This window comes from Streptomyces sp. NPDC050549 (genome assembly GCF_040655035.1).
GTDB lineage: Bacteria > Actinomycetota > Actinomycetes > Streptomycetales > Streptomycetaceae > Streptomyces.
Map to the genome: position 1 here is coordinate 42,009 of NZ_JBFAJD010000047.1, position 26,182 is coordinate 68,190.

The window sequence follows — 26,182 nt, forward strand, 5'->3', positions numbered from 1 at the left end:
GAACGCACGGACCGGGGGCTGGAAGAACCAACGGGAAGAGCCTGAGAAGCTCTTGGAGGAAGTCGTCAGCCTCGACAGCGGGCGCAGCCCGGTGCGGTACACAGTGCGCTGTTCACGCGGAGCAGATCCACGGCGCGGTCGGCGACGAGCGGGCTCGCGTACGCCAGTACGCAGCTGTGGAAGCGGCGTGCCGCCGTCCTCGAAGCTGCGTACATGTCCGTCACCGTTGCCGTTCCGGCCCAGCCGGGCCTTGCGATCACTGAAGCGATAGTAAGTCAGGCACTTGTTCGAAAGTCAACGACCGTCCACCAGTCGGACGGCCTGACAGCGCGCTCAGCTGCGACAAGCTCCCGTTTCGTCTGCCGCGTGGGCCGCCCAGTCCAGGATCTGGACAGCGGCGCCGGCGGCCTCCAGGCCCTGGCAGCGGGCGTGGTGGCGGCGGGCGATGCCGTCGAGGTCCAGATGGGTGCCGAAGGCCGGGTGGGCGGCCAGCCTGCGGGCGTAGGTCCACAGGTGGGGGTGGTCGGCGATGCGCTGCACGGCGGCGGCGTCCAGGTGGTAGCGGTGCACGGTGTCGAGCTGCACCAGCGTCACCCACAACTCGACGTCGGCGGCGGTGAGTTCGTCGCGGATCAGGTGTTCGCGGCCGTCCAGCCAGCGGTCGAGCGAGCCCAGTGTCTCCAGCAGCCGGCCCAGGGCCTCGTCACGCTCGGCCTGTTCGCCACCGGCCGCGCCGGCGCGCTGCGCGGCGTCCTCGATGCCCTGTGCGCAGAGCCGCTCGACGGCCTCGATCTCCGACTCGGCGCCGCACGGGTGGAGTTGGGGCCCACCCTCGCCGAAGTGCCGGGCCAGGTCGCGCGTGATGTCGGGGGCGTGGGTGCTGACGATGCGGCCCGACCAGTCGTCGCTGAGCACGGGCGCGGCGGCCGGCCCGGAGTAGCGGTGGGCGCTCGCCTCGTAGAGCGGACGCAGCGCGGAGTGTCCACCACTCGGACAGTCGGGCACGGCGGACATGAACACGGCCGGACAGCTCTCGTCGAGGCCGAGCAGGCTGTGGGTGACGGCGATGCGCAGGCCGTCGGCGCAGGCAGTCGAGAGATGGAGGCGGTAGCGACGCGGCACGGCATAGTGCCCGCTGCGCGCGTCGCGCCCGATCCGGCCCCGGAACAGGGGGGCGGAGCGGGGGGAGGGGACGGCGGCGAGAGGCGTGACGGACATGGGACTCCCCGGGACGGGCGCGCGGACGTACGCGCGGCGGAAGCGTCGTCGAACGGTGGACGGGGCTCAGCGCAGTGGGCCGATCGCGCTGCACACCCGCAGCAGATCGATGTGACGGCGGGAGGTCAGAAGAGGCGAACGGTCCACGCGGCTGGTGATGACCGGCTCAAGGCGCCCCATTGTTTCCCTACCTGTTCACTAGGATTCCCTACTGGAGTGTCGATCCACCGTCGCCCGGGGTCAAGAGGGCGTCCACGGGTCGGGCACGAGTCCCGACCCGTGGACAGGCCGGTCCGCTACTTGGCGTACATCAGGGTGCCGAAGCCGAGCTGGTCGTAGCCGCCGCTGTCGGTGCCGTAGTCACCTCCCCCGCCCTCGGGTGCGACGAGGTTGTAGTACATGGCCGAGATGTACTTGTCGTCGAGGCCGATCCGCCGGTTGTAGTGGAAGTGGAGCATCGCCCACACCGGCCGGATCTGGCCGCGCGAGGCGGAGGAGATCACCGTCTGGGAGGACGAGGCGCAGCTCTGCCCGGTGCCCCAGGTGTAGGTGGTGAAGGGCACGTCGCTGCCCGCGTTGTACTTGGCGACGTACTGGGCGGCCTTCATGAAGCGGCGGCTGTCGTACGCGTACAGGTCGTCGCCCTGGTTCCAGGCCATCTCGCACACGGCGCCCATCTGTCCCATGCCCATGACGGTGTGGCCCTGGTCGCGGCCGGACTCCTGCCACTGGCCGAGCGCGTAGCCGTCCGAGTCGGTGTACAGGTACGGCACGGCGTGCGCGATCGAGCCATTGCCCGCACCCGACTTGAAGTAGGTGACGGCCTGGTCGTACTTGGCGCTGTCCTCGTTGAGGATCCCGATGGCCAGGATCGAGGCCATGTTGCACAGGTCCCAGTTGGCCCAGTAGTTGGTGATGCAGGCGTCGTTGTGGTTGGTGAGGAAGCTGTTGTTGAGCGGGTAGAAGACGTTCGCCAGCATCTGCTGGGCGGCGGCCAGATTGAACCCGCCGTAGTCCCGCATGAGTTCGCAGGCGTTGGCGAACTGCCAGCCGTAGAGACCGGCCGCGAGGAACCGGTCGGCGTTGCCGGTGACCGAAGTCAGTGTGGTCGACCAGGCGTTGAGGATGTTCGCGGCGCAGACGGCGTTCGCCTCGGTGCCGCCGACCTTCCAGCGCAGGGCGTTCTGGTAGGCGGCGGCGATGTCGTTGTAGAGCAGGCTGTAGTTCTGGCCGTCGCCGCCCCGGATGATCGTCGCGGTCGCCCGGTTCGTCCAGGTGGACTGCGAGTGGGAGTTGGCGGTCAGCTTGTTCCAGCCGGACAGCCAGGGGTCGGTTCCCGCCGCGACCCTGACCTTGGCCCGGTTGATGTCTCCGGCGTTGTGCAGCATGCCGGGGTGGGTGAAGGTGGCCGGGGCCGCGTGCGCGGCCGGGGCCACCGTGGAGCCGCCGAGGGCGACGGCTGCGGTGAGTCCGCCGGCGGTCTTCAGCAGACCGCGGCGGCTCAACTCTGTTCTGCTGAGGTGCTCGTGGGGGGAAGTGCGGCTCATTGCGGTGCATCTCCAATCCCTGGAGGATCAGGTGGGCACGATGCTCACCTCGTCGAACTCCGTGGTGCAGCGGACCGGTTGGCTGCGCGAGCAGACCACCAGGCCGACGTAGTAGGGGGCGTCACCGAAGCCGGGGACCTCTCCGTCGGCGAGGGGGGTCCAGGTGACACCGTCATCGGTGGACAGGGCTGCGCTGAAGCCGGTCCCGGCGCGCCTCAGCCGCAGCAGGGCGGGGAGGGTGACGGCCGCGCCGCCGGTGAAGGCGGAGGCACCGGCCACGGTCTTGCGGAGCATGAGCTGGGCGCTGGTCCCCCCGGTGACGATGGCGCCCGCCGCCTGGTCGAACGGCGACAGCGACTTCGCCATGAGCAGCCCGACCCGGTCGGCCGTGGCACCGGTCCGGGAGACGAGCCGGGCGACGACTTCGCAGTCACCGCTCACGGCTTGCCGTACGAACTGCCCTGTCATTCCTTGGCCGTTGGCGTTCAGATCCACGCCCGCGCCCCGCAGGGTGAAGGTCCCGCCGTCGTACGACGTGCTGCCCGGCGTGGTGATCGCCACCACGCCCAGCGTCCCGAAGGCACGGTCGTCGAGCACGGTGTCACCGAGGTCGCCGTACGTCCACGGCGCGGGCGGCACGGTGCCGACCGCGAGGGCGAGGGTGCCGGTGCCGGTCCCTGAGGCGTTGGCGGCGGAGGTCGTGACCGTGAACTCCCCGGTGTCCATGGGGGTTCCGGAGATCAGACCGGTACGCCGGTCGATGCGAAGACCGGCGGGCAGGCCGTCCGCACCGAACCGCACGGGCCCGTGCGAGGCCCGCAGCAGATACCGAAAGTCGGCCCCTTGGTTCGTGAAAACGGTGTTGGCGGAGGTGAGTTGGGGAACGGAAGGATGCGGCATCACGGCCCGCACCGGCTGCGAACGCGGCCCGCGTCCACCGGCGTTGGTCTTCACGACCGTGTAGTGGTACGTCGTTCCCGGCACCCCGGTCGCGTCCACGTACCGGATGCGGGTGCCGAAGCCGACCGGACCGGCGCCGGCGGCGAGGGTCTTGTACGGTCCGTCGGTCCGCGTGGCGCGCAGCACCGTGTACTCGGCGGAGAGGTCCGGGTCGCTCCAGGCCAACTCGACGGCGTCGGCACCGGTTTCGGCCCGCAGGTCGGTGGCGGGGCGGGCGGGGCGAGGAACCTGCCAGACCGTGCCCTTCACGGAAGTCACGCTGACGTTGTCGAAGGCGCCGGTGCCGGTCTCGGCGTAGTCCTGGTCGACTCCGAGGCAGGAGGTGAGGGCGAGGCCCGCGTACGCGGTGCGACCCAACTCGACTTCGGTGGCGCCGACTTCGGTCCAGTGAACGCCGTCCGGTGAGATGGCACCGGTACAGCGCGCACCCTTGCGGGTCACCCGCACCCAGTAGGGCTTCCGCAGCCGGTAGCCATCGCCCGCGCCCTCGACGTACGGCGCCCCCAGCGGGGTCGCGGACTCGGGCAGTGTGCCGAGGTTGGAGATCGGGAAGGCCGCGTTCACGGTGATCGCCTGCTGCTGCGAGGGCGGCACGGGTGTGCTGCCGGTAGCGGAGATCTCGGCGCCGGTAGCGGGCCGGGTGGAGAACACCCCGCTCCAGGTGTGCAGCGGCAGCCCCTGGATCAGCATCGAGGCGTGCGCCGCGCCCGCGTCGAGCGAGGCCCGGATCGTGACGCCGATCTTGGAGTACTGCGAGCTGAGCGGCCACACGATCCGCGCGGTGACCGTGCCGTCGCCGCGCAGCGGGAGGTGGACGAGACGGTAGGTGTCGGCGGTGCCGCTCGCCTCCAGAACGAAGCGCTCACCGTCGAACGCGGCGGAGCCGGGGATCTTCACGTCCCCGACGTCCTGCGTCGACCAGGGCCCCGGGAGACCGGCGGAGGCGGCTGTCCATGCCGAACTGCCGCTGTCCCCCAGGCTGTTGGAGGCCCCGACCGTGTAGTAGTACGTCCGTCCGGCGTGCACGTTCCGGTCGGTGTACGTCGGCTGTCCGACCCCGGACGCAATCCTCTCGTAGTGACCGTCCACGTCGTTCGCCCGCAGGACCGTGTAGGAGTCGGCCCAGGTCGAGGGAAGCCAGCTCACCTGCACCGAAAGCTCATTGCCTACTGCTGTGACACCGGCCGGTGGGGTCGGCACGGTCGGCGCGGATGCTGTGGCCCCGGCGTAGGCGAAGGTGCCCCAGCTCGGCAGGTCGTCGTTGCTGCCCTCGACGACCCGGCTGCCGCCGGTGCCGCGGAAGACCGCGTTCTTCGTGTACGGCGTGTCCAGGCCGCGCACACCGGCGTAATGCGCGTACGCCATCTCGTAGATGGGCGGCAGGGAGCCGCGCGAGATGGCCGAGACGGCCAGCTTGATGTACTTGCCGGTGCGGTCGAGGTCGGGGACGAAGGGGACGTCACCGCCGAGGTTGTAGCGGGCGGCGTACTCGACGTTGGCGAGGATGCGGTTGTCGTCGAAGCCCCAGAGGTCGACGCCCTGGTTCCAGGCGACCTGCGCGGCGTCCGCGAGCAGGCCGACGGCGAGCTGTTCGTGGCCCTGGTCCCGGCCGCTCTCCTGGCCCTGGCCTGCGGCGGTGACGATGCGGTGGAGGACCCTGCCGTTGCCCGCCCCGGCCGCGGCGAAGCGGAGCGCGTCGTGGAAGAGGGTGGGTTCCTCGCAGAACACTCCTATGGCCAGCAGTGATTGAAGAGACGTCAGGTCCCAGTTGCCGTTGGCATAGAGGGTGTAGCAGGACAGGGCCGGATACCAGACGCGGAGGAAGGACTCCTCGCAGCGCGCGATGTCGGCGGCGGTCCAACCGTCGTAGCCGGTGTGGCGCAGCAGTTCGGCCGCGTTGACGAACTTGAAGGCCTGGAGGCCGGCGCCGAGGGGGCCGTCGGCTCCGGTGATGGCGGTGAGCGAGGCGGACCAGGCGTTGAGGATGTCGCGGGCCTTGTCGGCGTGCGCGGTGTCCCCGGTGACGGACCAGATGAGGGCGTTCTGGTAGGCAGCGGCCGAGTCGCCGACGGCCTGGTTCTGGTAGTTGGCGGGGCCGCGGCCCCAGGTGGTGATCTGGCCCGTGTTCTGCACGGCGTACGAGGACGAGGAGCGGGTGTGGGCCGCGAGCGCCAAGTAGCCGTCGTAGACCGGGGATTGCTTGGCGGTGACCGCCGCCTTCATGCGGGCGAGGTCGTCGGCGGTGTGCAGCAGGCCGGGGTGGGAGAAGGTCACCTCGGAGTCGCCCGGGACCGCCGCTGCCCGGCCGGGCACGAGCAGGCCGCTCGCGCCCGACGCCAGCAGGAGGGCCGCGGTGCCGCCGAGGAAACCCCGGCGGTTGAGCGAACCCGGACTGATCGACTGTGGTTCGGCGGGCCCCTGAAGGGGCGCGGGGACCTGCGCGCCCAGCCACGAAGGAACCGCAGCCGGCCGACAGCCCCTCCCCCCATTTCCAGCGGAGCGCGATGCAGGGTTCGTCATGACGCAGCGGCCGCCTCGGCCTCGGCGGTGGTGAGGAACTTCAGGTTGGTGACGTGCTCGTTGTAGAACCACTGGATGGCGTCGGTGGTGTAGTACCAGCTCGGCTTCTTCATCGAGTCGGCGACGACCAGCCCGTTGATCACCAGGTTCTCGAAGGTGACGTTGTTGATGGCGCGTTCGGCGTCGTAGCCGAGGAAGAGCGACGGGTTGGCGTGCGTGCCCGTGTAGCTGAGGTTCTTGACGTAGACGCCGTCGATGCCGCGGCCGACCGAGGTGTTGTACTTCGTGTTGTACATGACCTTCATGTAGATGACCTGGCCCCAGCGGAAGTCCTCGATCCGGACGTCCTCGATGCGGACGTTCTTGATCAGGTTGGAGTCGCCGGGGTTGAGGGCGATGCAGCCCTGGTAGTTCATCTGGGGTTCGCGGTGGTCGAGGATGTCGATGTTCTCGATGACGAGGTTCTCGATGGTCTCGGGCGCGTCCGTGTTGCCGTGCGTGCCGACGTTGATCGGGTGGGCGACGTCGGCCCACAGGGTGCAGTTCTTGACGGTGATGTCGCGGGTGTCGCCGTAGTAGTTCCAGCGGTGGCAGTAGATGGCGATGCAGTCGTCGGAGTTGCGCATGAAGCAGCCGTCGAAGGTGATCCGGGTCGAGGAGAAGACGTCGAAGCCGTCGCCGTTGCCCTTCGAACTGAACGCGCGCGCCTTCTTGATGTGGACGTTGTCGCTCTCGCCGAACGTGCCCGCGTAGCCGGCCGGGTTGAGGATGATGACGTCCTCGATCCGGATGTTCTTGCTGCCCTCGCAGAGGATGGCGCCGCCTGGATTGTTGTAGAGCACTCCGTGGCCGGTGAGGCGGGACTTCTCCACGTCCTTGAAGTACACCTGTGCGGTCAGGACGGCGCCGCCCGCGAGGTAGACGGTCTTGCCGCTGGGGACGGTGAGGACGTTGCCGGTGACGGTGTGGACGCCGGGGCCGAAGTAGATGACGTCCGGGTCGTCGGCGGACGGGGCGTGGTGCTCGACGCGGTTGGTGATGAGGTGCAGGGCGTCGAACACCTCGTCGTTGATCTGGACGACGACGTCCTTCGGCTCGTCGAGGGTGAACCGCATGGTGTCGCCGAGGAGTTCGGGCTTGATGCCCAGCGCGTCCGGTCTCACCCGGGCCTTGGTGGTGCCGCCCTTGAGGTACGTCACCTCGATCTCGACCGAGCCGTTGAAGTCGAAGTACGCCATCGACGAGTTGTAGACCTTGCCCGACCCGGTGGTGGCGTTGATCTCCTCGAACTGCGGCCGGTAGATGTCGAGGGTCTGCCACGCGCCGTCGGGGGCGGTACGGACCCGCACCTGGAAGCCGGTGTTGGTCGGCATGGTCGCGGGACGCGGGTAAGTCACCAGCCTGGGGCAGGAGTTGTGGCCGTCGCCGGCGTGCGCCGCCGTGGCGGTCAGCCCGGACAGACCGGCGGCCAGTGCGGTGGCACCGGCGGCCTGGAGGGCCGTACGACGGGAAAGGGGCGTGTTCATACGTACTCCTTGCAACGGGTGGACAACAGGCCTTACTTGAGGCCGCTCGTGGACATCCCGGCGACGAACCCGCGCTGGGCGACCAGGAAGATCAGAAGGATCGGGACCACGTACATCACGGAGGCCGCGGCCTGGAGGTTGGTGGCGGGCGTGCCGGCCGCCGAGACATAGGTGGTCATCACGGCGACGGCGAGGGTGGAGTGGTCGGTGGACAGCAGGAGTTGGGGCGCTATGTAGTCGCCCCAGGTCCAGGTGAAGGCGATGACGAAGCTCGCCGAGAGCACCGGCCAGGACTGCGGGAGGAAGATCCGCCAGAAGATCCCGCCGTATCCGCAGCCGTCGACGATGGCCGCCTCCTCCAGCTCACGGGGCAGGCCCGCGAAGAACTGGCGGAAGAGGAAGACGAGATACGGCGCGGAGGACAGGCCCCACAGCACCCACGGCCAGTAGGTGTCGACCATGCCCAACCTGGCGAAGATCAGGTAGGTCGGCAGCAGGGTGATCATCTGGGGCAGCATCATCGAGCCGATGAGGATGCCGAACAGGACCTTCTTGCCGGGCGCGGTCAGCCGGGCGAAGCCGAAGCCGGCCCAGGCGGAGCTGAGGGTGACGAGGGTCGCGTAAATGGTCGCGATGATCAGGGAGTTGCGAGCGTAGCCGAGGAAGTCGATGGCCTTGTAGGCGTCGGCGAAGTTGTGCCACTCGAAGTGCGTCGGCAGCCAGTGCACGGGTGCGGCGGCGAGCTCGGCCGGGGCCTTGAGGCCGGTGAGGATCAGCCAGCCGAACGGGCCGAGGAACAGGCCGGTGATGACGACGAGCGCGGTGTGGAGGACGAGCCGGTTGACGCGTGTCCGCGCGCGGGCCGGGGACTTGGGGTTCACGCTGGTGGCGGTCACTTCTGCGCCTCCGGGCCGACGTTGTAGAAGACCACGCCGGAGGTGAACCTGAAGATGAGTCCGGTCGCGACGAGGATCAGGACGAAGAGCACCCACAGCAGCGCGGAGGCGTATCCGTAGCGGCCGAGCGCGAAGTACTCCGAGAACACATGGATCATGTAGGTGTAGTTGGACTGCGGGATCGTGGTGAGGCCGCCCGTGCCGGCAATGGGGGCCAGCAGCATCGGCATGATGGTCTGCACCGAGGCGATCACCCCGGTCACGGTCTGGAAGAGCAGCACCGGCGACAGCAGCGGCACGGTGATGCTGCGGAAGGTGCGCCAGGCGCTCGCCCCGTCGATGCGGGCCGCCTCGTGGAGTTCGCGGGGGACGTCCTGGAGCCCCGCCAGCGAGATGATCATGATGTTGCCCGCGGCCCAGAGCACCGTCATGACGAGGACGTAGCGGGCGTAGGGGTCGGCCAGCCAGCCGATCGCGTCGAAGCCGAAGAAGGTCAGGACGCCGTTGGCGGCACCGGAGTTCTGGTCGAAGAGGTTCTTGAAGGCGATGCCCGCGCCGACCGGCGGTACTACGGCGGGGAGATAGAGCAGGGTGCGGAAGAGGCCGCGTCCCTTCATGGGGCGGTTGACGAGGACGGCGAGCGCGAGTCCGGCGACGATCGACAGCGGCACGGAGAGCAGCGCGAACAGTCCGGCGCGGCCCAGGGCGTCCCAGGTGACCGGATCGCCCATCAGCTCGCGGTAGTTGCCGAGGCCGACGTAGTGCCAGTGCGGGGAGATGCCGTCGTAGGTGGTGAAGCTCAGCCACAGCGCGTACGCCATGGGCGCGATGGTCAGCAGCGAGAAACCGATGATCCAGGGCGAGGCGAACATGTAGAACGCGCGGTGCTTGCGCGTCGTCATCGAGGGCCCGGTGCGCGCGGCGGGCCAGGGACGGCCGGTCTTCGCGGTCGGCCGCGGCCGTCCGACGGCCGGCGAGGATGCCTGATCGACCGTCATCCCACCTGCTCCTTCCCGCGTTTGATCTGTTCGTTGATGACGGAGTTGAGGCGTCCGGCGAGGCGGTCGACGGCCATCTCGCCCTTCATCGCGGGTGTGGCCACCTGGTTGAAGAGGGACTCGAAGGCGTCGCCCGAGATGTACGGGGACACGGAGACCACCGAGAAGTGCTTGAGTTCGTTCTGCTGTGCGCTCAACGTCCTTTTCTGGAAGTCCTCCTGATGGGGCATCAGGGGTCGCAGGGACTTCAGGGTGGGAATGCCCCAGCCGCTGGAGGCGCGGGCCTTGGCCGGTGCCTCGCCGAAGTACCACTCGAAGATCCGCCAGGCGGCGTCCTTGCTCTTGGACTTGCGGGGCATCCACATGCCGGTGCCGCCCTGGCAGGCGCTGATCCGGGGGCCGCCCGCGAAGACGGGTGCGGGGGCGAGCCGGGAGACCTCGGCCAGTTTCTTGTCGGTGCCGATCATGCCGCCCATCCAGTAGCCGTTGTTCGACATGGCCATCCGGCCGGCCTGGTAGGTGGGTCCGTCCCAGCCGTTGGGGTCGGGGAGGACGGCGCTGGGTCCGACCTTGAGCCGGCAGTAGTCGAGGTACCAGGCGAGCGCCTTGCGGGCCTCGGGGCTGGTGAAGTCGACCTTGGAGAAGTCGTCGGCGAAGAGGCTGCCGCCGGCGGAGGCGGTCATGGTCGCCATGAGCGTGAGCTTGACCAGGCCGTTGTAGCTGCCGCCGAAGACGGTTGTCTGACCCTTCGAACGCTGCACGAGGTGTTGGGCGTGGTCCAGCCACTCGTCGAAGGTGATGGGCGTGTCCGCCGCCGGGTAGGCGACGCCCTTCTTGTCGAAGGCCGCGGTGCTGTACCAGAACATCGAGTCCTGGGAGAAGTCCTTGGCCATGCCGTAGCGGGGGCCCTTGCCCTGGACCCTGCCGTCGTAGCGCCAGAGGTCGTTGACGGGGTCGAGGTCGCCGGGCCGCAGGACGGTGCTGGTGGCGAAATAGGAGTCCAGTTCCTGCATCACGTCCCGCGCGGCGTAGAACGCGGCGTCCACTGCGCCGACCCCGCGCACCAGGTCCGGCGGGTTGCCGCTGGTGAGCATCGCGATCAGCTTGGTGATGTCGTAGTCCACCCGCTTGATGGCGATGCCGGTGTCCTTCTGGGCCTGCTTGACCAGGTCGGGGCCCAGGTCGTCGGCCTTCGCCATCACCGTGATGGTCTCGCCCGCTCCGCCCACCCCGGTCGAGACCTGGAGGGCGCAGCCGTTCAGAGCCGCCGCGCCGGCCGCGGCACCGGTTGCCGCGAGGGCGAGAAATCGTCGGCGGCTCAGGGGGGCGCCAGCACGTGGGTGCATGACCGCACCACCTCCAATAGAAACCGGTTGTCACGCGTTGGGGCAGAGCTTCATCCGGCTCGGAAACGGCGTCAAGACCTTGGGCGAACTTTCGAAAAGACTGGGCAAGCTCACGGACACGGCAACGTAACGTCCTTCGCCAGAAACCGGTTGTCAGAGGGCTGTCGCCGCTTGACTCCCGTCGCGAATGGGTTCAAAGTGTCTTGTATACGTCGTAAACGTACGATGTCTGGCAGTGAGGAGCCGGACCGATGAGCCCGCCGTCGACCATCCTCGTCACCGGCGGAGCCGGTTTCATCGGGAGTCATGCCTGTGTCGAACTGCTCGACCACGGCTATGAGTTGATCGTGGTCGACGACTACTCAACCAGCACGCCGCAGGCCTTCGCCCGGGTCGAACGGATCGCCGGCCGCTTCGCCGGTGCCGTCTACGAACTGGACGTCCGTGACCGACCCGCCCTCTCGGCCGTCTTCGACCGCCATCCCGTCGACGCCGTCCTGCAGCAGTTGGGGGAAGAGCGCGTCGGCTCCCGGGAGCCCGTCCGGCGGAATGACCGCGACCCGCCGGAAGTACGGCATCCGGTGCAGGGGGACGAAGTGCACGGAGGTACCGATGCCGCGTTCCCCCAGCCGGTCGATCAGCTCGTCCCGGCCGGTCCCGTACTCCTTCAGCACCCGTACGACGTACAGGTGCCGTGCGTGCCGTCCGACGGTGGCGGCGTCCGGCGGTTCCAGTCCGGGGACGGTCGCGAGTGCCGTGTCGTACCGCTCCGCCAGCGCGCGCCGCCGCCGCTGCCAGTCGTCGAGGTGACTCAGCTGGGCCCGGCCGATCGCGGCCTGCACATCGGTCATGTTGGCCTTGGGCCGGCGTCCTCGACGGTGTAGCGCCAGTGGCCGCCCGGCAGGTTGCGGCGCCAGGCGTCCGTGGACATGCCGTGGAGTCTCGTGCGGCGGATCCGGGCGGCCAGCAGGGCGTCGTCGGTGGTGACCATGCCGCCCTCGCCGACGGGCAGGTTCTTGGTGGCGTAGAAGCTGAAGCAGGTCGCCCTCGACAGGCTTCCGACGGGCCGGTCGCCCACCGAGGCGCCGAGGGCATGGGCGGCGTCCTCGACCACGTACTCCAGGGGCAGCCGCGCGGCGGCCGCGAGTTCGACGACGGGCGCCGGGGCGCCGGGGCGCCGGCGTAGTGGAGGACCATCAGCGCGTGCGGGCAGCCGCAGGCCCGCGCCGCCCGGGCGACGGTGGCCGGGGAGACCATGGCGGTGCGCGGATCGACGTCGACCAGGACGGGCCGCAGCCCGGCGTGCAGCACCGCCTGGGCAGCGCCGCAGAACGTCACGTCCGGGACGAGGACCGCCCCGCCGGGCGGCAGTCGCAGTGCGCGCAGCGCGAGTTCCAGGGCCGCCGTGCACGAACTCACCGCGACCGCGTGCCCGGCGCCGACGTACGCCGCGAACTCGTGCTCGAAGAGTTCCGTCTCCGGGCCCGTGGTCACCCAGCCGGAGGCGAGCACATGCTGCGCCGCCCGTCGGGCCTCCGGGCTGATCCGGGTCTTGGCGAAGGGCACGTCCGGCTCTCCGGCGTCCGCGGCGGCCAGGGACATTCCGTCGACGCCGAGCCGGGTGTGACCGACCGGTTCCTGCCGGGGCCTCATCCGGTGGACTGTCATGACTCGCTCCCCGGTTCCGCGCTGCTGGGGGCGTGACGACGTGCGGGGCAGTCCACACTGCCGAACGTCCGAATGGCGTATATTTACGCCATATACGTACACCTTGCTCCCGTAGGTGCATAGAGTCAACACGAGTGGTAGCGGTACGGCCCACCAGGTGGAGGCGAGGCATGCCCAAGGAGCGGGCGGGCGCACAGAACAGGGACGACCCGGCCGGGGCGGGTCCGGCGCGCCGGGCCGGCGACCGCGGCCGGTACGGCCGGCTGAGCCGGGAACGGGTACTGGCCAGCGCCCTGGAACTGGTCGACCGGGAAGGCCTGTCGGCGCTGAGCATGCGGCGGCTGGGTGCCGAGCTCGGTGTCGAGGCGATGGCGCTGTACCGGTATGCGGCGAGCAAGGACGCCCTGCTGGACGGTTTGGTCGAAGCGCTCCACCTGGAGCTGCAGGAGCGCCTCGCCACCGGTGCCGAGGCGCCGAAATGGCGCGCCGAGCTGCACCGGATCGCGCTGGCGACGTACGACGTGTGCATGACCCATCCCCAGGTGGTGCCGCTGCTCGCCACCCGCATGCTGGCCGTTCCGCTGGCCCGGCGGCCACTGGCCGTGCTGCGGCAGCACGAGCGGGTGATCGCCCTGCTGCGGGACGCCGGCTTCGGCGAGACCCGGTCCGCAGGCGTCTTCCGCGCCTTCACCGCGTGGGTGCTCGGCTATGTGTCGATGGAGCTGCAGGCCATGGTCGACAGCCCGGAGGAGCAGGATCCCTCGTTCCGTCTCGGCCTGCACCGCATGCCACCGCAGGAACTGCCCCGGCTGCGGGAGACCGCCGCCGGACTCGCCGAGCGGGGTGGACCGGAGGGCCTGAAGGTTGGACTGGAGGCTCTTCTCGACCGGTTCGCCGGGACGTAGCGAGGAGCACACAGCCGCGGCCTGCGCCCTGAACAGGCCGCGCCACACATCCGTATCCCTCATAGAGGACCTCTCGCGACAGACGCGGACAAGCCCGACGACTCCCGAGAGGTCCGAAGGAGATGAGCCACATGGCGATCTCGGCACGAGTTGCACTCACTACGACGGCTCTGGCGTTCTCCGCCGCACTTGTCCTGGCCGGCTGCTCCAGTGGGGGCAGCAGTCAGTCCGGCGGCTCAGCGAGCGCGAGCACCACGAAGACCGCGTCCGGCACCCAGGTGACGGTCACCGAGAGCGAATACGCTCTGAAGCTGTCCCAGAGCTCCTTCGCTCCCGGCACGTACACCTTCACCGCGGACAACGCCGGCAAGGTCACACACGCCCTGGAGATCGACGGCCCGGGCGTGTCCGACGTCAAGACCAAGAACCTCGGCGGTGGCCAGCAGGCGGCGCTGACGGTGACCCTCAAGAAGGGCACCTACGAGCTGTACTGCCCCGTCGACGGTCACAAGGGGCTGGGCATGGATCAGCACATCCAGGTCCACTGAACCGGCCCTGCCCGCCGAGCCGGTTCAGTACAGGTCGGCCTGCTCGGCGCTCTCGTCGAGGAAGCCGCCCGACTGGTGCTGCCACAGCTTCGCGTAGGTGCCCTCGGCCGCCAACAGTTCCTGGTGCGTGCCCTGCTCGACGATCCGGCCGCGGTCGAGGACGACGAGCCGGTCCATGCCGGCGACCGTGCTCAGCCGGTGTGCGACCACGAGTGCGGTCCGCCCCTGCATGAGCCGCCACAGCGCCTCCTGGACGAGGACCTCACTCTCGGAGTCGAGGGCGCTGGTGGCCTCGTCGAGCAACAGGATCGGCGCGTCGCGCAGGATCGCGCGGGCCAGGGCGACGCGCTGGCGCTGTCCGCCGGAGAGCTTGATGCCGCGCTCCCCCACCATCGTGTCGAAGCCTTCCGGCAGCGCGTCGGCGAACTCGGTGACGTGCGCCGCCCCGGCCGCCCGGCGGACCTCCGCGTCGGTGGCGTCGGGCCGGGCGAACGCGATGTTCTCGCGCAGGGTGCGGTGGAACATCGCCGGGTCCTGCGGGACGTAGGCGATCAGGCTGCGCAGGTCGGCCTGGCGCAGCCTGCTGATGTCCTGACCGCCGATCAGGATGCGGCCGGAGTCGATGTCCGTCATGCGCAGCAGCAGTCGGCTGAGCGTGGTCTTGCCGCCGCCGGACCGGCCCACGAGCCCGATCTTGGTGCCGCTGGGCACCGTCAGGTCGAGCCCGTCGAAGAGGGTGTCCGCGCCCGCGTGGGCGAAGGTCACGTTCTCGAAGCGGACGTCGGCGGCACGGGAGAGCAGCGGTTCCGGCGTGTCCGGGTCGAGCACGGTGGGCGAGGCCAGCAGCAGTTCGGTGAACTGGGCGGCCTCGGTCATCGAACTCTCCAGGCGCCGGTAGATCTGGTTGAACTCGAACATGATCCGGGTCGCGTTGGAGTAGTACGTGAAGGCGACCACGACCGCCTCGACGCCGTGCTCGCCCCCGCCGAGCGCCACCGCGAGCAGCAGGCCAAGCGCGTTGGTGAACACGGAGAGCGGCGCGACGAGGGTGTCGATGCGCAGGTTGCCGTAGTCCCAGGAGCGCAGGGTCAGCCGGCGCGACTGGGCGACACGGGAGCGGTGTTCGGCGGCCTCGCGTTCCTCGGCTGCGAACGCGCGGACCGTGTCCATGTTCATCAGGCTGTCGGCGACATGGCCGGAGACCCGGGCGATCGCCTCCTCGCGCTGGTCGACGAGTGCCTGGCGGCGCCGGATGAGGGGCGCCACGACCAGGGCGGTGAGCGCGATCATCACCAACAGCCCCACGACGAGCAGCGGTTGGTAGCGCCACAGCACGACCGAGCCGAACAGCAGCGGCACCAGGCTGCCGACGACCTGGAAGGTCATCGTGTCGACGAACTCCTCGAAGCGGGAGGCGAAGCTCAGCACCCGCTTGGTCAGGGACCCGGCGAAGTTCTCGTGGAAGAACGCGGCGTCCTTGGCGAACAGTTCGTCCATGCCGATCACATACAGGTGCTCGATGCCGAGCGCGTCCAGCCGGTTCAGACAGTGCAGTCCGAGCCGCCACAGCACCTCGGCGAACAGCAGCACACCGGCGAAGCCGAGGACGTAGGGCAGGGTCGCGCCGACGCCGATGCCCGTGTCGCCGGCGATGCGGGCGACGAGCTTCGCGACGATCAGCGGAGCGATGTAGTTGATGCCGATGTTGCCCAGCGCCGGCAGCAGTGTGGCGGGCGCGGTCCAGCGGCGGAGCCGGGCCAACTCCCGGCCGTAGTAACGCAGTGCGAGAAGCACCGAGCCCCTGCGCGACCCGGCCTCGCGCGTTTCAGGCGATCCCATCCCCCACCCCATGATGTAGTACGGCGCCCGGCATCGGCGCTGGCCAGGAATGGCAGTGTCCCGCGCCGGCACCGGCGCGGTCCAAGCGTTTTTCCCTCAACAGCAGTGATGCGCAGGGGGGGTGTGGGCCCTACGGTGAACATCATGGCGACCCAGGTGAAAGAGCCCATGCGGCTCCCCGACATGCCGTTGCACGATCCGTTCGTCGTCGTGGACGAGGGGACGCGCACCTATCACCTCTACACGTCCAACGACCCGTCCGTGTCGGGTGTGGAGGGCGTCGGCACGATGGTCTACCGCAGTCACGACCTGCGCGACTGGACGCGTCCCGTGGTGGTGTTCCTGGCGGCGGAGCAGCCCGACCTCTGGGCGGGCGACGGCGGTTGGGCGCCGGAGGTGCACGCATGGAACAGCAGGTACTACCTGTTCACCACGCTGCACGACGAGAAGTGTCCGCTTCCGGTGCCCCCGCCCGGCCGCTGGGGCACACCGTTCGCCCTCGTGAACCACCGGCGCGGCACGGTCACGGCCGTGTCCGATTCCCTGCTGGGCCCCTTCACCTCGGTCGACCCCACCCGCCCCACCCCACCCGAGCACCTCATGACCCTGGACGGCACGCTGTACGTCGACCCGTCAGGGCAGCCGTGGATGGTGTACGCGCACGAGTGGACGCAGACCGTCGACGGCACCATGGAGGCGATCCGGCTGGCCCCCGACCTGACCGGGACCGTCGGCGATCCGGTCTTCCTGTTCAAGGCCTCGGACGCGTCCTGGATCGGCGAGGAGATCCCGGCCGGCGTACCGCACCAGATCCCGCCCTACGTCACGGACGGACCGCAGCTGTACCGCACTCCCGACGGTTCCCTGCTCATGCTGTGGTCGACGTACGAGAAGAACAGGGCCGACACGGACGGCACTCTGAGCGGTGGTTACGTCCAGACCTACGCCGTCTCGGAGTCCGGCGATCTCACCGGACCGTGGCGGCAACACCGGCCGCTGGTACGGGAGGACAGCGGTCACGGCATGCTGTTCCGCACGTTCGAGGGGCAGTTGACGATGATCCTCCACCGCCCGTTCGAGAACGCGCGCGGCAAGCTGTACGACATGGAGCTCCGCGGTCATGAACTGCGGGTGCTGCGGCAGCGCACCGACCTGGACGGCGGCGGCTGACCCGACGGGCGGCTCCGCCATGGATCACAGGTGGAGATGCCCGACCCCGTCCCGGACCGCGATCTCCGTGCCGAACGGCTCGGACAGCCTCTGCAACCGCGACAGAATCCGCTCCGCGGCGTCCGGCCCGGCCGGCCGCGGGATGCCCCGGTCGGCGTCGCGCGGGCCGTCCCAGTGCAGTTCGACCGGATGGGGGTCGAAGTCGCGCTCCAGGAAGGAGCCTTGGGCGTCGCAGGTGTCGGTGACCGTCGCGAGTGTTCCCGAACCACCCAGTACGAGGGTGACGTCGGCGGTCTCCTCCGGTGGCCACGAGGTGGCGGTGCGCCAGTGGCCGCCGTGGTCGGGGCGGCCCTCGGCGTGCGCCGTCCGGAGCCGCCGCCCATGAGGAAGTAACCGCACCGCGGGCGGCGGATCGGCCTTGGAGCCCTCGGGGCCGATGTGGGCGTCGAACCAGCTCAGCCGCATCGCCGCGTAGTGCTCGGCGAGGCTGCCCTCCAGCCGGGCCCGCGGGCCGAAGTCGACGTCGCCCGCGAAGCACGCAAATCATGAATGTGGTGTGCCACAGGGGCTGCGCGGGCTACACCTCGTTGAAGCCGCGCGTCGCGTCGTAGATGTCCAGCTCGATGACGACCACGAAGAAGGTCGTCACGACGTAGTGGATGTTGACGCCGTCTCCCCAGGCCGAACGCGTCACGGTGTCGGTGGTGTAGGCGAGGTGACTGCCGTCGCCCTCGGGCTCGGCCACGATCCGGTCGAGGAGGCGCTCGAACTTCTCCCTGTCCGAGGCCGGCATGTAGTCACGGAACCGCGCGACCTGCTCGGTGAACTGCACACGTCTCTTCATCGCGGCAGGATGATACGGACCGGGGGAAGGCCCCTGCCGAGAATATCGGTAGGTGTTCTCCCGGCGTCAGGAACCGTCGTCGCCTACGCCGCGGAGTCCTTCCTGCCGCTCGCCGCCGCGTAGGCCTGCGCGGGTGTCATCGGCACACCGTTCAGGGACACGGTCTTGTAGGGGCTGACCTTGGCGCAGGTCTTGGACTCGTCGGCGGTCGAGGCGTTGGCGTTGGAGACGGCCGCGTGGGTGTCGGCGGGGGCGGCGGACGAGGAACCGCCCGAGAGCGTCGTTCCGGTGGGCCAGTCGGCGCCGATGACGAGAGTCAGTCCGCTCGCGCTGCTCTGCGTGAGGTGCGAGGCGGACAGGCCCAGGGCGGAGGCCACCGTCTGTGCCTCGGCCTTCTCGCCGGGGCCGTAGGTGAGTCGGGTGGTCGCCGCCTGTTCGGGTGCGTTGGCGGTGCTGGTGCCGGGGCTGAAGCCCTTGGCGATGAGCGCGTCGGCGATCACGGAGGCGCGTCCGCCGATGGTGGTGCCGTTCTCCACCTTTACGGCGACCTCGGCGGCCGGCACCGCGGCCGGCGCGGTCGCGGACGGCGAGGAGGATGCTTTCTTCTTGCCACTGCCCGAGCTCAGGGACTGGTCGTTGGCTATGGCCGCGAACAGGGACTTGGCACCGGCCGCAGGGACGACCCGGTCGGCGTTGGCCGGGTCGGCCCCGGTCTGCATGGTGGTGAAGGTCATCCGCTTCGAGGGAACCTTGTCCAGGTCGGTCGCCAGGTCGACGAGCTTTCCGACGCTGCCCAGTCCGTCGTCGACGGTCAGGGCCTTGGTGGCGGCATCGGCCAGGGAGTACACCTTGGCCGGGTTGGCCAGCGTGCCCGCGCTCTTGAACTTGCGGATCATCGCGCTGAGGAAGAGGTGCTGGGAGACGGTACGGCCGAGGTCGCTGCCGTCGCCGAAGCCGTGCCGGGAGCGGACGAACTCCAGCGCCGCCTGGCCCTTGAGGGTGTGGGTGCCCTTGGCGAGTTTCAGGTGCGAGTAGGTGTCGTAGACGTTGTCGCTGACGCACACCGAGACACCGCCGACCGCGTCGGACATCTTCACCACGCCGGCGAAGTCGAGCATCACGAAGTGGTCGATCGTGACGCCGGTGAGTTGGTGCACGGTCTTGACCTGGCACGCCGGGCCGTACTGCAGCGCGCTGTTGATCTGGCCGTAGTAACCGGCCGTCGCCTGGCTGCTGTCCGGGTCCTTGCACGCGGGCACCTGGGTCATGGTGTCGCGCGGCACGCTCATCACGGTGGCGTTGGAGCGGTCGGCGGAGACGTGCACCACCATCTCCACGTCCGCGTTGTGGCCGACGGTCGAAGTCCCGGAGCCGCAGCCGCCGCCCAGTTTGCAGTCGGCCGCGTTGTTCCGGCCGTCCGAACCGATCACCAGGAGGTTGATCGGCGTACGGCCGAAGGCGTCGGCCTTCTCCTTGCCGCCCGCGCCGTCGTCGAGGGCGACGCTGTTGATGTTGCCGTTCAGATGCTGCCAGAGCCAGGTGCCGACTCCGGCGGTGACGAGGATCAGCGCCGAGACCGTGATCAGGGCTATGCGGGCGGCCCTTCGGCGCCTGGCCACCGGTTTGGCCCGGCGGCGCGACCGGTGGCCGCCGCTCCTCGCCGCCTGCCGCGTGGCGGCTCTGCCGGCCGGTGGCCGATGGGCGGACCCTTCGTCCGCTCTGCGCGGGCGTGGCATGCCGGAGCGATCCCGCGTGGCCGCACGGCCGGACCTCTCGCCCCGGGGGTCGCTCATCCACCACTCCCTACGCTGTCGCCGACACCGGCACCGACCGCCGGCCCGACGGGCGGCGGCAGCGGGCAGACCCGCACGTCAGGGCGCACCCCTCGGGCCGGATGATTGCGCAATATAGCAACTGTCATCGCTGCCCCCAGTGGGCTCCTCCCTTCCACGCTCCCCAACTCCGATCGGGCGAGGCCCTGTTCGAGGCCCTCCCACTCGGTCACATGGGCATCGCCCAAGGACGTGAGGAGGCAGGCCGATCAGGCGGGCGGCGTTTCAACTGCCATGCCCGGCAACGGCTTTCCCGGCCCTGGCCCAGTTGGCGTGCAAGCGGTCCAGATACGACTGCGCCTGACTGCCCGGTGTCGCACCGCGTGCGAAGGCGAGCATGTTGCCCGCGCCCGTGTTGTAGCCGAGGGCGAGCAGGTCGTCCTCGCCGAGGGAGGTGTGCCGGGTCGCGGGCAGTCGCGCGGCCAGGTCGTGCAGGTACCAGGCTTCGGCCTCGACGGCGAGGTCGCGGTCGTCGGGCAGTTCGTCCCAGCTGCGGTCGGCGAAGTCCCTGCCCTGCTTGACCTCGTCGAAGGTCGCGCGATGCATATTGGCGATACCGAAGGCCGCGTCCGGCTTGTACCGCTGCCAGGCCCGCTCGAACGCCGCGTCGTGCGGTTTGTACGCCTCGTTGTAGAGGATCGCCATCACCAACTGGGCGCTCACCCCGGCCTGTTGGGCCTGGGTGCGAACCTGGGAGGCGTAGGCGGCGGGATCGTAGGACGAGTTGCTGACCCGAGGTGAAGGACTGGCCGAACTCCTCGACGAGGCCGATCCGGACGCCCCGGTCGAAGGGTGCGGAGCCGCGGCCTGTGGCGTGTCGGCCGCGTGTACGAGGACGTAGACGACGACCGCGAAGACCGCGAGCGCGAGCCATCGTCGCCGGGTCCGGGCTTCGGCCATCTCCCGCCTTCTCTCAGGACGGCGTGCGCATCTGGGACCGAACGTACCGCAAGCCCTTCCGCTGGGCAGATGTCCCCCCATCATCGGGAATTTGGTGAGAACCAGTACTCTTCCGCTCGCGTCATACGGCAGTGTGCCGACGGCCTGGACTGTGGGGGGACCACATGAGCGGTGAGATCTACTTCAGCAACAACTACCGTGACCTGTGCGTGCGCAACGGAACGGGGGCCGGTTTCCAGTTCGAGTTCTCGTGCGCCCGCTGCTACGACACCTGGCGTTCGCCGTTCGAGGCCTACGTCGGTGAGCGGGCCGCCAGCTGGCTCGGCAAGGGCGTCGATGTGGCCTGGAGCCTGCTGGGCAGCGCGGGCCGGGGAGTGTCGTCCGCTGCCGACGGGCTCGCCGGAGCCGGCTGGGGACAGGCCCGCGATCACGCCTTCCAGCAGGCGATCGACAACGCGCAGGGGCACTTCAACCGCTGCGCGCGCTGCACCGACTACGTCTGCGGACGCTGCTGGAACGCGGCGCAGGGCCTGTGTCTGCGCTGCGCGCCCGACACCGCGGCCGAGGCCATGGCGGCCCAGCAGCGCGGCCTCAACGACATGGCGTCCCAGCGGGCGTACGCCGCGGGACAGCAGACCGGCCAGAACTACGACCCCACCACACCCCGGCAGTTGGTGTGCCCGCAGTGCCGCACCGAGACCCACGGCGCCGCCTTCTGCTCCGGCTGCGGCTATCACCTCGCCCAGTCCACCGCGTGCACGTCCTGCTCCGCCGTGGTGCCGGACGGCGCGGCGTTCTGCCCCGGGTGCGGAACACGGCGGTAGCGCGGTCGGCGCCGATCAGCGGTGTCGAGGATGCCCAAGTCCGTGATGCGGCACAGCAGTTCGCGGGGCGAAGGATGGCCGGCGCGACCGATTCCCGACCCGTGTCGTCCGGCACGGGTCGGGGACGCAGGCGATGAAGCCTCCGGATCCGAACCCGGAGCGCCGACGGCGGGTTGGGGACGGGTGTCTTCGGGATCGTCGGGGCGGAGGTGAGGATCGCGGTGAAGACACCGGCGCCGAGGCTGCCGATCCCCGCGCCGGCGCATGCCGCGTCCGGCAACGCAACGTCCGCCCCGGCCTTCCGCGCTGGACTTCTCGCTCGGTGGTGGGCTTGCTCCACCACTCGCAGAATCAGGACTCGTCCGGCGCGTCTTCGTCTGCCTCCTCCACCCGATCGCACGGTGAGCAGTGAGCTCCCGGAGACGACGGACTCGCCCGCTTCGAGGACTACCGAGGCGTACGCGTGCCGGAGCACGTGGAAGCCGTCGTCCTTGCGGAGCGCCTTTCCCCCGGACCGTCCGGACCGGCGGAAGCGAGCCGGCCCTTGTCGTCACGACACCGGTACGTCGGCCTACTTCAGGCCACCGGTCACCAGGTCGATACGCCAGCACCGCCGCAAGGACAGGAAGAGCGCGATGACGGGGACGACGGACAGCGATGTGCGGGTGATCACCGGTGAGTACAGGGATGCCTGGTTGGCGCCGTGGCGCAGCAGGCTGTACAGGCCGACCGTCAGCGGAAGCTTGTGGTCGCTCGTCACCATGCCGAAGGACAGCAGGAAGTTCATCGGCTCGACCGACGCGCAGTACTCGTCCGACAAGTCGCTCGAACACGGTCTTCGGTCCGCATGCCCGCATGCACATGGCGAATGGTTAGCTCACACGCAGATCAGTCCCACGGTCGAGCGATCACGAACCGATGAAGATCGAACTCAACGACCTCTTACCCTCGCGGTGGCTGATGTGCGCGTCGTGACAGCGTGGGGATGCTGGGCGCACTTGTGGACGCTGTTGGTTCTGGGGCTCCAACACGGCTGAACAACAGGGCCGCGCATATCGCTGCGGTGGCAAGCAGGGCCAGGCCGGACACCCATAGGGCATGGTGCAGGCCGGTGACGAATCGGGCGCGGTCGGCGGTGGTGCGCACATGTCCACCGGGTACCGCTCCATAGACGAGAGCCCCCAGCACAGCTACGCCGAACACCTGGCCGACTTGCCGCAGCGTGTTGATGATGGCCGAGGCCATGCCTGCACGCTTGGCGTCGACGGCGGACATGGCGATGGTGTTCATGGGGGTGCCGCACAGCCCGATGCCAGCGCCGAGCAGCGCGAAGTTCCACCAGATCGCGCTGTACGGGGAGGTGACGTCAAGCCGCAGCAGGCCGAGCGCCGACACACCGGCCACAGCGAGGCCGAGAACCAGTGGCCAGCGTTCGCCGATCCGCCCGACCAGCCGCCCGGAGGCTCCGGAGCCCAGCGCATAGGCGATGCCCATGGGGACGATATTCAGTCCGGCATTGATGGGGGACGCGCCCCGGGCCTGCTGGACGTACGCGGTGAAATAGACGATTCCGCCGATGAAGGTGAAGAACACTACGAACGCGGCCAGGTTCGCGGCGGTGAAAGCGCGTGAGCGGAACAGGCGGACATCCACCAGTGGCCGGGGCTGGCGCAGTTGCCGTCTGACGAATCCGGCCAGGGCCAGCAGGCCGGCCACGAACACGGTCCAGACCAGTGGGGCAGTCCATCCGCGGTCCTGGGCGGTGATTACACCGAATGCAAGTGCGGCCAGCGCGAATACCACCAGCGCCGCCCCCAGCACGTCAAAGCGGTCCTGCGCCTCAGCGCGCGGCAACCTGGGCACGGAGACCACGCCCAGCACGAAGACCAGTCCGGCCAACGGCACGTTGAGCAGGAACACCCACCGCCAGCCCAACCCAGCCACGATCAACCCACCCAATGGCGGGCCGGCGGCCATCGCCAGCCCGGCACAGGTCGACCACAGCCCGATCGCGGTCGCGCGGCGGCGTGGGTCGTCGAACACAGCGCGGATGATGGTCAGACTGCCCGGCACCAGCAATGCCGGTCCCAGGCCCTGGATCACCCGGCCAGCCAGCAGCACCGCCATCGACGGCGCCAGCCCGGTGATCGCAGAACCGACCGCAAACAATGCCACCCCGGCAAGGAACAATCCCTTGCGGCCCCACCGGTCACCGAGGACTCCGCCGGGCGCCAGCATGCTGGCATAGACCACCACGTAGGCGTCAACCACCCATTCCAGACCAGTGGCGCTGCCACCCAGATCCCTACCCAGGTACGGCAGGGCAACGCTGACCACCGTTGTGGAAAGCACCGCGAGGGAGAGCCCGGCCGACACAGCGGCGAGAGCCCACCAGGGATTACGGGAACGAGATCGATCGGCAGATGGCATACGCCCACCCTGCGGGCTCGGCCAATCAGACGTCCAACAGCAAGTTTTGCTCGTTGCTAGCATCATCCGTTATGGAACTCCGCCAGCTCGCCTACTTCGTCGCGGTGGCGGAGGAGGCCAATTTCACCCGCGCCGCGGAGCGCCTCCACATCGCACAATCCGGTGTGAGCGCGCAGATCCGCCGACTGGAACGCGAGTTCGGGCAGCCGCTGTTGGACCGGTCCGGGCGAAGCGTTCGGCTCACCGACGCCGGCGCGGCGGTGCTGCCCTACGCGCGGGCCGCACTGGACGCGGCTGCGGCCGCCAGGCACGCCGTGGACGAACTCACCGGGCTGTTGCGCGGCCACCTGGCCATCGGCACTATCGGCACCACTTCCGCCGCACAGGCCGACCTGTCCGTGCTCCTGACCACATTCCATGCGGACCATCCGCATGTGGAAATCTCCATGACCGTGGGTAATTCCGACGACCTGATAGACCGGCTTCGGGCCAGACAGTGCGATGTCGCCCTGATCGGCCTCGGCCGCGAAACCCCGTCCGGGATCGGCGCTCTGGTGATCTTCGACGAACCGCTCGTCGCCGTCGTCGGCCCCGGCCATCCGCTCGCCGACCGCGACACGATCTCTCTGGCGGCCCTGACGAAACACCCCCTGATCACCTTGTACCGGGGCACTGGCGTACGGACCAGCCTCGACGCCGCATGCGCTGCGGCAAGCCTGCATCCTCAGGTCATCTGCGAAGCCACCGAGCCCTCCGTGGTCGTCCAACTCGCCCGGCAAGGACTGGGCATTGGTGTAGTACCCCGGCCCCGATTCCCCGTCCAGGCCCACTCGATGATGATCACCGGACCGCAGCTACGCAGTCCCATTGCCCTTGCGTGGCAGGCTGACGGACCTGCCAGTCCCGCCACCCGCGCCTTCCTGCGCCGCGCGCACACCACATTCCGGCGACCCGCCGCCCCTCCGGTGGACACACAGGCAGCAATCTCAGCGAACCCCGATCGTCCGGCCAAGGCTCAATCATCGAACGTTCCCCCACCTGCCTCAACGACGTGATCCCGGGGTCGGCAATGTCGTCGACCACCTCGTCGGCGCGCGAACGACAGCCGCACAAAGGGCTTGACTCTCTCTCAGCAAGCGAGCCGTCGCCCGCACAGGACGTCGGAATACCCGCAGCGCAGGTCGCCCGCCATTTGTTCTCCCGGACGCCGAAGTCGTCGAGACCCTCGGCCACGTGGCGGCCCAAGGCGTTTGACGCCGCGTTGGTTGGCCTCGATGTAGTTCGGCGTCGATGAAGACCAGGAGGAACAAGGGGCGGACATCGATGGTCGGCATGTCGACCTGCTCGATTGGCCCCAGCCGGATGATCCGGTCGGGTCCAACGATCCCCCATGACATTGGGCGAGGAGCGGCCGATCTTCATCGCGCTGGATCGCCGTAGCCACTCTGTCACTTGACGCGGTGGTCAGGCACCGCCGATGCCGGAGCCACCTCATTGGATGAGTCCTCACGAGCGTCGTCAGCGCTACCGTTCGGAGCCGACGCCGGCCTCGGAGCGACTGCCGTCTGACTCTGGGCTGGGCTGACCTTCGTCTCTCCGGGACGACGCGACAGAACAACGGGGCGCAGTGCGGCGATCAGCATCAGTGCCACAGCCATGACCAAGCAGGGAAACCCGGCGCGCCGAGGGTCTGGCCGGTGTCCGCACCCAGGTTCATCTGGGTGACCGCGCCCACTTCGCCTGCGTCCACCGCCGAGACGATGCCCTGCTGGGGCCCTCCCGTCCCGTCGGCGGCGAGGTGGCCTGGGAGGGTGTGGAGAGCTCTGGCCGTGAGCAGGACCCCCGGAACCGCCGGTCCCAGAGCGCCGCCGACCTGACGGAAGGCGTTGTCACGATCCACGGCAACGCGGCAACGACGTGTAAGCCGGCTTCCGCGCCGAACTGGAGCGCTCCTGGCCGCCACTCGCCGCGCAGAGGAGTGCGCCGACCGACTTGGCTACAGCCCCAAGACACTGACGAGAGCACGCCTGGCGGCCACCGGACAGCCTGCCAAGCACATCATCGACAACCGTGGGAGAGCTTCTTTGCGGCTCGATCCGACGAGGTTTCGTACGAGGCCGACGTCAACTCCCGATCGTGGGGATCGGGTTCTCCGCGAACCACTGGGCGAGGAAGTCCAGGAAGACCGTGATCTTGCGCTGGGTGCCCGGT

At 69.2% G+C, this 26,182-nt stretch carries 23 protein-coding genes and 4 pseudogenes; 7 read left to right on the top strand and 20 right to left on the bottom strand.

Annotated elements, in window-relative coordinates; all coding sequences use genetic code 11:
- Window positions 1–65: 65 nt before the first annotated feature.
- From AB0I51_RS41550 to AB0I51_RS41590, 9 genes are all read right to left on the bottom strand, one after another.
- On the bottom strand, window positions 66–215 hold the full coding sequence (locus AB0I51_RS41550; RefSeq protein ID WP_362983577.1) for a hypothetical protein: 150 nt from the start codon (window positions 213–215) through the stop codon (window positions 66–68).
- Window positions 216–333: 118 nt separating this feature from the next.
- Window positions 334–1,218, bottom strand: a complete 885-nt coding sequence (locus tag AB0I51_RS41555; protein ID WP_362983578.1) for a glutathione S-transferase C-terminal domain-containing protein — start codon at window positions 1,216–1,218, stop codon at window positions 334–336.
- A gap of 66 nt (window positions 1,219–1,284) precedes the next feature.
- Window positions 1,285–1,398 (bottom strand): putative leader peptide, encoded by a 114-nt coding sequence (locus AB0I51_RS41560; protein ID WP_362983579.1) that lies wholly within the window; start codon window positions 1,396–1,398, stop codon window positions 1,285–1,287.
- A 116-nt stretch (window positions 1,399–1,514) separates the two neighbouring features.
- Complete coding sequence (locus AB0I51_RS41565; protein WP_362983580.1) at window positions 1,515–2,765, bottom strand: alginate lyase family protein; 1,251 nt, start codon at window positions 2,763–2,765, stop codon at window positions 1,515–1,517.
- A gap of 27 nt (window positions 2,766–2,792) precedes the next feature.
- Window positions 2,793–6,038, bottom strand: coding sequence for an alginate lyase family protein (locus AB0I51_RS41570; protein WP_362983603.1), 3,246 nt, complete (start codon window positions 6,036–6,038; stop codon window positions 2,793–2,795).
- 203 nt (window positions 6,039–6,241) lie between these two features.
- Window positions 6,242–7,771 carry a glycosyl hydrolase family 28 protein gene (locus AB0I51_RS41575; RefSeq protein ID WP_362983581.1) on the bottom strand — a complete coding sequence of 510 codons (1,530 nt, stop codon included), beginning with the start codon at window positions 7,769–7,771 and terminating at the stop codon, window positions 6,242–6,244.
- A 32-nt stretch (window positions 7,772–7,803) separates the two neighbouring features.
- On the bottom strand, window positions 7,804–8,667 hold the full coding sequence (locus AB0I51_RS41580) for a carbohydrate ABC transporter permease (RefSeq protein ID WP_362983582.1): 864 nt from the start codon (window positions 8,665–8,667) through the stop codon (window positions 7,804–7,806).
- Window positions 8,664–9,665 carry a sugar ABC transporter permease gene (locus tag AB0I51_RS41585; RefSeq protein ID WP_362983583.1) on the bottom strand — a complete coding sequence of 334 codons (1,002 nt, stop codon included), beginning with the start codon at window positions 9,663–9,665 and terminating at the stop codon, window positions 8,664–8,666. The genes AB0I51_RS41580 and AB0I51_RS41585 overlap by 4 nt, the downstream gene beginning before the upstream one ends.
- On the bottom strand, window positions 9,662–11,011 hold the full coding sequence (locus tag AB0I51_RS41590) for an extracellular solute-binding protein (protein WP_362983584.1): 1,350 nt from the start codon (window positions 11,009–11,011) through the stop codon (window positions 9,662–9,664). Before AB0I51_RS41590 ends, AB0I51_RS41585 begins: the two co-directional genes overlap by 4 nt.
- A gap of 251 nt (window positions 11,012–11,262) precedes the next feature.
- Here AB0I51_RS41590 and AB0I51_RS41595 point away from each other — a divergent pair.
- Window positions 11,263–11,511: pseudogene (locus AB0I51_RS41595) on the top strand (NAD-dependent epimerase/dehydratase family protein); the annotation flags it as partial.
- A 60-nt stretch (window positions 11,512–11,571) separates the two neighbouring features.
- On the opposite strand, the pseudogene AB0I51_RS41600 reads toward AB0I51_RS41595, so the two are convergent.
- The 3 genes and pseudogenes from AB0I51_RS41600 to AB0I51_RS41610 form a co-directional block, all read right to left on the bottom strand.
- A pseudogene (locus AB0I51_RS41600) lies at window positions 11,572–11,862 on the bottom strand (DegT/DnrJ/EryC1/StrS family aminotransferase); the annotation flags it as partial.
- Complete coding sequence (locus AB0I51_RS41605) at window positions 11,859–12,125, bottom strand: DegT/DnrJ/EryC1/StrS family aminotransferase (protein ID WP_362983585.1); 267 nt, start codon at window positions 12,123–12,125, stop codon at window positions 11,859–11,861. The pseudogene AB0I51_RS41600 and the gene AB0I51_RS41605, both read right to left, overlap by 4 nt.
- Window positions 12,126–12,238: 113 nt before the next feature.
- Window positions 12,239–12,679 (bottom strand): annotated as a pseudogene (locus AB0I51_RS41610) (aminotransferase class I/II-fold pyridoxal phosphate-dependent enzyme); the annotation flags it as partial.
- 170 nt (window positions 12,680–12,849) lie between these two features.
- Here AB0I51_RS41610 and AB0I51_RS41615 point away from each other — a divergent pair.
- Together AB0I51_RS41615 and AB0I51_RS41620 are read left to right on the top strand one after the other, a co-directional pair.
- A complete protein-coding gene (locus tag AB0I51_RS41615) occupies window positions 12,850–13,584 on the top strand; it encodes a TetR/AcrR family transcriptional regulator C-terminal domain-containing protein (protein ID WP_362983586.1) in 735 nt (244 codons plus the stop codon).
- Window positions 13,585–13,715: 131 nt separating this feature from the next.
- A complete protein-coding gene (locus AB0I51_RS41620) occupies window positions 13,716–14,132 on the top strand; it encodes a plastocyanin/azurin family copper-binding protein (protein WP_362983587.1) in 417 nt (138 codons plus the stop codon).
- 24 nt (window positions 14,133–14,156) lie between these two features.
- Here AB0I51_RS41620 and AB0I51_RS41625 read toward each other — a convergent pair whose 3' ends face one another.
- Complete coding sequence (locus tag AB0I51_RS41625) at window positions 14,157–15,971, bottom strand: ABC transporter ATP-binding protein (protein WP_362983588.1); 1,815 nt, start codon at window positions 15,969–15,971, stop codon at window positions 14,157–14,159.
- Between the two features lie 144 nt (window positions 15,972–16,115).
- Here AB0I51_RS41625 and AB0I51_RS41630 point away from each other — a divergent pair, with 144 nt between their 5' ends.
- Window positions 16,116–17,141 carry a glycoside hydrolase family 43 protein gene (locus tag AB0I51_RS41630; RefSeq protein ID WP_362983589.1) on the top strand — a complete coding sequence of 342 codons (1,026 nt, stop codon included), beginning with the start codon at window positions 16,116–16,118 and terminating at the stop codon, window positions 17,139–17,141.
- A gap of 24 nt (window positions 17,142–17,165) precedes the next feature.
- Here the strand turns inward: AB0I51_RS41630 and AB0I51_RS41635 are convergent, their stop codons facing one another.
- The 4 genes from AB0I51_RS41635 to AB0I51_RS41650 all read right to left on the bottom strand — a co-directional run bounded on the left by AB0I51_RS41635 (window position 17,166) and on the right by AB0I51_RS41650 (window position 20,717).
- Window positions 17,166–17,606 (bottom strand): hypothetical protein, encoded by a 441-nt coding sequence (locus AB0I51_RS41635; RefSeq protein WP_362983590.1) that lies wholly within the window; start codon window positions 17,604–17,606, stop codon window positions 17,166–17,168.
- Window positions 17,607–17,718: 112 nt separating this feature from the next.
- Window positions 17,719–17,985, bottom strand: coding sequence for a hypothetical protein (locus tag AB0I51_RS41640; protein ID WP_362983591.1), 267 nt, complete (start codon window positions 17,983–17,985; stop codon window positions 17,719–17,721).
- Window positions 17,986–18,068: 83 nt separating this feature from the next.
- Window positions 18,069–19,778: an LCP family protein gene (locus tag AB0I51_RS41645; protein WP_362983592.1), complete on the bottom strand. Its 1,710-nt coding sequence runs from the start codon at window positions 19,776–19,778 to the stop codon at window positions 18,069–18,071.
- 264 nt (window positions 19,779–20,042) lie between these two features.
- Window positions 20,043–20,717: a lytic transglycosylase domain-containing protein gene (locus AB0I51_RS41650; protein WP_362983593.1), complete on the bottom strand. Its 675-nt coding sequence runs from the start codon at window positions 20,715–20,717 to the stop codon at window positions 20,043–20,045.
- 164 nt (window positions 20,718–20,881) lie between these two features.
- On the opposite strand from AB0I51_RS41650, the gene AB0I51_RS41655 reads away from it, so the two are divergent.
- The gene (locus tag AB0I51_RS41655; RefSeq protein ID WP_362983594.1) at window positions 20,882–21,541 is read left to right on the top strand and encodes a zinc ribbon domain-containing protein; all 660 of its coding nucleotides are present in this window, start codon (window positions 20,882–20,884) and stop codon (window positions 21,539–21,541) included.
- 571 nt (window positions 21,542–22,112) lie between these two features.
- On the opposite strand, the gene AB0I51_RS41660 is transcribed toward AB0I51_RS41655, so the two are convergent.
- Entirely contained in the window at window positions 22,113–22,361 is a 249-nt protein-coding gene (locus AB0I51_RS41660) for a hypothetical protein (protein WP_362983595.1), read from the bottom strand.
- A 122-nt stretch (window positions 22,362–22,483) separates the two neighbouring features.
- Window positions 22,484–23,917, bottom strand: coding sequence for an MFS transporter (locus AB0I51_RS41665; protein ID WP_362983596.1), 1,434 nt, complete (start codon window positions 23,915–23,917; stop codon window positions 22,484–22,486).
- 125 nt (window positions 23,918–24,042) lie between these two features.
- Between AB0I51_RS41665 and AB0I51_RS41670 the strand changes: the two genes are divergently transcribed.
- Complete coding sequence (locus AB0I51_RS41670; RefSeq protein WP_362983597.1) at window positions 24,043–25,026, top strand: LysR family transcriptional regulator; 984 nt, start codon at window positions 24,043–24,045, stop codon at window positions 25,024–25,026.
- A 587-nt stretch (window positions 25,027–25,613) separates the two neighbouring features.
- Here the strand turns inward: AB0I51_RS41670 and AB0I51_RS41675 are convergent.
- On the bottom strand, window positions 25,614–25,871 hold the full coding sequence (locus AB0I51_RS41675; RefSeq protein WP_362983598.1) for a hypothetical protein: 258 nt from the start codon (window positions 25,869–25,871) through the stop codon (window positions 25,614–25,616).
- A 17-nt stretch (window positions 25,872–25,888) separates the two neighbouring features.
- On the opposite strand from AB0I51_RS41675, the pseudogene AB0I51_RS41680 reads away from it, so the two are divergent.
- Window positions 25,889–26,037: pseudogene (locus tag AB0I51_RS41680) on the top strand (AraC family transcriptional regulator); the annotation flags it as partial.
- Between the last annotated feature and the right edge of the window lie 145 nt (window positions 26,038–26,182).